The sequence below is a fragment of the Vibrio sp. 10N.222.48.A3 genome (assembly GCF_041475345.1).
Taxonomy (GTDB): domain Bacteria; phylum Pseudomonadota; class Gammaproteobacteria; order Enterobacterales; family Vibrionaceae; genus Vibrio; species Vibrio tasmaniensis_A.
In genome coordinates this window covers 1-3,287 of record NZ_JBFRVX010000304.1, presented here as the reverse complement: position 1 = coordinate 3,287, position 3,287 = coordinate 1, and the positions used below count along the sequence as shown (strand labels likewise).

Annotated in this window: 5 protein-coding genes and 1 pseudogene; 3 read left to right on the top strand and 3 right to left on the bottom strand. The window is 42.1% G+C overall.

From position 1 onward, the window contains the following. The 3 genes and pseudogenes from AB4653_RS09705 to AB4653_RS09695 form a co-directional block, all read left to right on the top strand. Nucleotides 1-350, top strand: a 350-nt coding sequence (locus AB4653_RS09705; protein ID WP_372104004.1) for an HAD family hydrolase, incomplete at its 5' end; no start/stop codon positions are given. A 4-nt stretch (nucleotides 351-354) separates the two neighbouring features. Further along, a pseudogene (locus AB4653_RS09700) lies at nucleotides 355-558 on the top strand (ribulose phosphate epimerase); the annotation flags it as partial. A 238-nt stretch (nucleotides 559-796) separates the two neighbouring features. Then, nucleotides 797-934: a hypothetical protein gene (locus AB4653_RS09695; RefSeq protein ID WP_009845892.1), complete on the top strand. Its 138-nt coding sequence runs from the start codon at nucleotides 797-799 to the stop codon at nucleotides 932-934. A 217-nt stretch (nucleotides 935-1,151) separates the two neighbouring features. Here AB4653_RS09695 and AB4653_RS09690 read toward each other — a convergent pair whose 3' ends face one another. The 3 genes from AB4653_RS09690 to AB4653_RS09680 form a co-directional block, all read right to left on the bottom strand. Then, nucleotides 1,152-2,351, bottom strand: a complete 1,200-nt coding sequence (locus AB4653_RS09690; protein WP_009845891.1) for a sugar MFS transporter — start codon at nucleotides 2,349-2,351, stop codon at nucleotides 1,152-1,154. 89 nt (nucleotides 2,352-2,440) lie between these two features. Then, a complete protein-coding gene (locus AB4653_RS09685; RefSeq protein WP_009845890.1) occupies nucleotides 2,441-2,764 on the bottom strand; it encodes a hypothetical protein in 324 nt (107 codons plus the stop codon). A gap of 10 nt (nucleotides 2,765-2,774) precedes the next feature. Beyond that, on the bottom strand, nucleotides 2,775-3,287 hold a 513-nt coding region (locus tag AB4653_RS09680; RefSeq protein WP_372104001.1), incomplete at its 5' end, for an L-ribulose-5-phosphate 3-epimerase.

Sequence of the window (3,287 nt, the reverse complement as noted above, 5' to 3'; positions counted from 1 at the left end):
CCTATGCACTCTTACAGCAACAGTATCAGTTGAAAAAGATAGGCATCGGCACTGGTGCTCAAGCCAAGCATGCAAGGGCGATTTTAAAGACGACCGATATCCCATCAATGATACGTACGATTGTGACTTCAGATGACGTAGAAAATCACAAACCTAACCCGGATACTTTTCTGAAAGTCGCTAGCCAGTTAGAGCTTGAACCGAGCGATTGTGTGGTGTTTGAAGATACGATTATAGGCCAGCACGCAGCGACATCGGCAGGCATGGATTGCTACATGGTTGAAAACGGGCAGATAACTAAATTTGTTCCAGCGAATGGTTTGGAAGTGGGTAGCGGACCTGAGCTCTGAAACTAAGCTGCGTTCAATCAGATCGCGCATTAATGAATCAGGCCGAAATATTCGTTTAGAAGTCGACGGTGGTGTGAAAGTTAACAACATAAAAGAGATTGCTGAAGCGGGTGCCGATATGTTCGTTGCGGGCTCTGCTATTTTTGATAGTGAAGATTATCAACAAGCTATCGATTCAATGCGAGCGGAGTTAGCTCAATTGAATTAAGTCGAGTATCGACTGCTGTATAAAGGCTCGAAGTATTCTGTAGATCAGGCTTCGGGCTTTTTTGTATCTAATAGATGTTGATTTAATGGAAAACTACGTGGAGTCAGGGGAGGTTGCGTTGTTGGAGTTCTCTTCAGTTATAGATTTTTCATTGTGTAATAAAACTACAGTTATTATTGACTTTGGTCACATAACGGCGCAAAATTTACCTTAGATCACACAACGATGAGAACACAGTATGAACGCTACAGTAATCACAAATGAAAACAACGCATCACTAGCAAAACCTTCAGTAATGAATGAAGTTCTATTTTTTGCTAAGTCTACCGTTATCATGGGTGCAATTATCCTACTTGTTGCTTCTGCTTGGGTTTAATTTCTTAAATAACCCGCGTTAAGTGTGATCAGTGGTGGTGATTAGCCACTCACTGATTCAAACTAACGTCAGAAGCACTAAATTTATTTACCTTCCCCATTCCACCTTCCCTTTCTCCACCCTGACTTTTAGGCCAATCAGGCCGACTTTCTAGTCATCGACTTAGTTACTGAATCAAGTGATTGACTAAACCAAGTTACCTATCTAAACCAACAGTTTAAACACGATGCTTTAAACTAGACCAGTACAAAACCATCATTAATACATACGCTAATGCGGGCGCAATATAACTCGTACTCAGCGAAAGCTCATCAATCAAACTCGCCTGTACGAATGGTAAAACAACCCCTCCAATTGAACACATAATGAGAATTGCTGCCCCTTGTGAGTTTTGCTTACCTGATGCATGTAGCGCTTGTGCGTAAATGATAGGGTAGAGTGCTGAATTACATAACCCTACGACAAGCATCAAATAGCCAATCCAAACATAATTTTGATAGACCGCAACGGCACTAATCAAAGCTGCAATAACGCAAGACAGTGAGAAGAGATAGTGCTTGTTTACAGTGTTTCCAAACTTGGCGAATAACACTCTTCCAACAAACATTAATACCCAATAAAGAGCGATGATCTGTGTTGCGAAGACCAAACCAAGGTCGCCATATTGCTGGTCGGCAAGATACACAATAGTAAAAGTACCAAAACTGACCTCTACACCGATGTACAGCAACAGTACCAACGCTAATTTCATAAACTGCTGATTTTTAATTAGAAGCCTTAACCCTCGCCAAAAGCCAGTCATCTGTTTTGGTTTGATATCTGGAAGCGTCATTTTGCTAAAAAATACCAGTAAGCCGAAAAAGAACAGGGCGATGAATAAGAACAGATACGAAACTTGATGGGCGGTGTTGTCGACGTTAAAACTTGTAGCCACGAGAATGACAGCGGTAAGCACTAGCGGACCAAGCACAGTGCCAACGGAGTTAGATGCTGTTGCCACACTTTGACGTATAACACTCTTATCGGGTGTCGAGAGAAGTGATACGTAAGGTGAACTCACTACTTGAATTGCTGACACACCTGAGGCCATCAATAAGATCCCAATGAGTGTTGGAACAAGCTCTTCTCCTCGCACTAAATATGCCATGGCTAGACAGCCCAGAAGGCACCATATCAAGCAGAACTTCAGCGTAGTTCTATAGCCAATTTTTGCCATGACAAATGACGTTGGAAGCGACACCGTAATTCGGGTGATAAAGAAGGCCATGGGAAATAGCATCGCCATTTTATAGTCGAGAGAGAAAGCTTCTTTGTAATGTGGAATTAGCGAGTTACTTGAAACGGTAATTAAACCCCAGATAAAAAATATCAGAGACAGTAAGACCAGTGGGGCATCTTTTAACGGGAATACTCTCATAGTGATTCCTTATTGATAGCGATAAAAAAAGCAGAAGATGATCTTCTGCTTTTCGATTGAGACTTTACGGTGTATTGCCTATTAAGCTGTTAATCACGAACGAAATTGATGTGATGAACATGAATGTTGTATTTCTCAATAATCACTTTGGTCGCATGCATACTTTTGATTCGTTGCTCAGAATCTAAAGCAGCAGCCATTGCTGACTCGTTCTCGTAACTGTGCTGCATCATCAGCAGTAGGTTTTTATGGCTTTCAGCTTCAATCGCTTCAGGCTTATTCAGCGTTAACCCTTGGTTGTTCGGGAATGTGCGAATAATAGGCGCGACTTCGTTTTCCATGTATTGGTAGAAGTCTTGCTTTTGTTCTTCAGTTAAATCGGCTTCAAAAAAAGCGGTGCGAAAAATTGTCATGGTCGTTTCCTTACAGTTCAAAGCCAGATTGGTTAGCGATAGATTTCAACGTTGCTTTTGCTTGTTTGATATCTTCGAACCAGTTGTCATTTTGAGCCCACATTTCAATCACTAATGGCGCGCTGTAATCAATTTCAGCGAGTGTTTTGAAAATAGCTGGGAAGTCGACTTGGCCTTCACCAATCACCAGATCTCTGAACTGACCTTTACAGGTCTCTGAAACTCGTAGCGTGTCTTTAAGGTGGACTTGTACTAGGTGATCACGGCTTAGCTTTAGTTCGGTACACACGTCGTAGTTCCAACCAGAAATATTACCGACATCTGGGTAAGCCATGAAGTAAGGTGATGGGATCTCGCGCTTAAGCACTTCAAACTTACTTAATGAATTGAGGTACGGAGTATCCATGATCTCTACACCTAACATGATGCCTGCACGTTCTGCCATTTTGGTGGCTTGTTGCATGCCTTCAATGAAGCGAGCGTGAGTTTCAGCCGATTGCGGTTCGTAATACACATCGTAGCC

What these genes read in the sequence shown, in the direction of transcription:
- AB4653_RS09695 (WP_009845892.1), top strand. Translation starts at nt 797, where the DNA reads ATGAACGCTACAGTAATCACAAATGAAAACAACGCATCACTAGCAAAA.
- AB4653_RS09690 (WP_009845891.1), bottom strand. Translation starts at nt 2,351, where the DNA reads ATGAGAGTATTCCCGTTAAAAGATGCCCCACTGGTCTTACTGTCTCTG.
- AB4653_RS09685 (WP_009845890.1), bottom strand. Translation starts at nt 2,764, where the DNA reads ATGACAATTTTTCGCACCGCTTTTTTTGAAGCCGATTTAACTGAAGAA.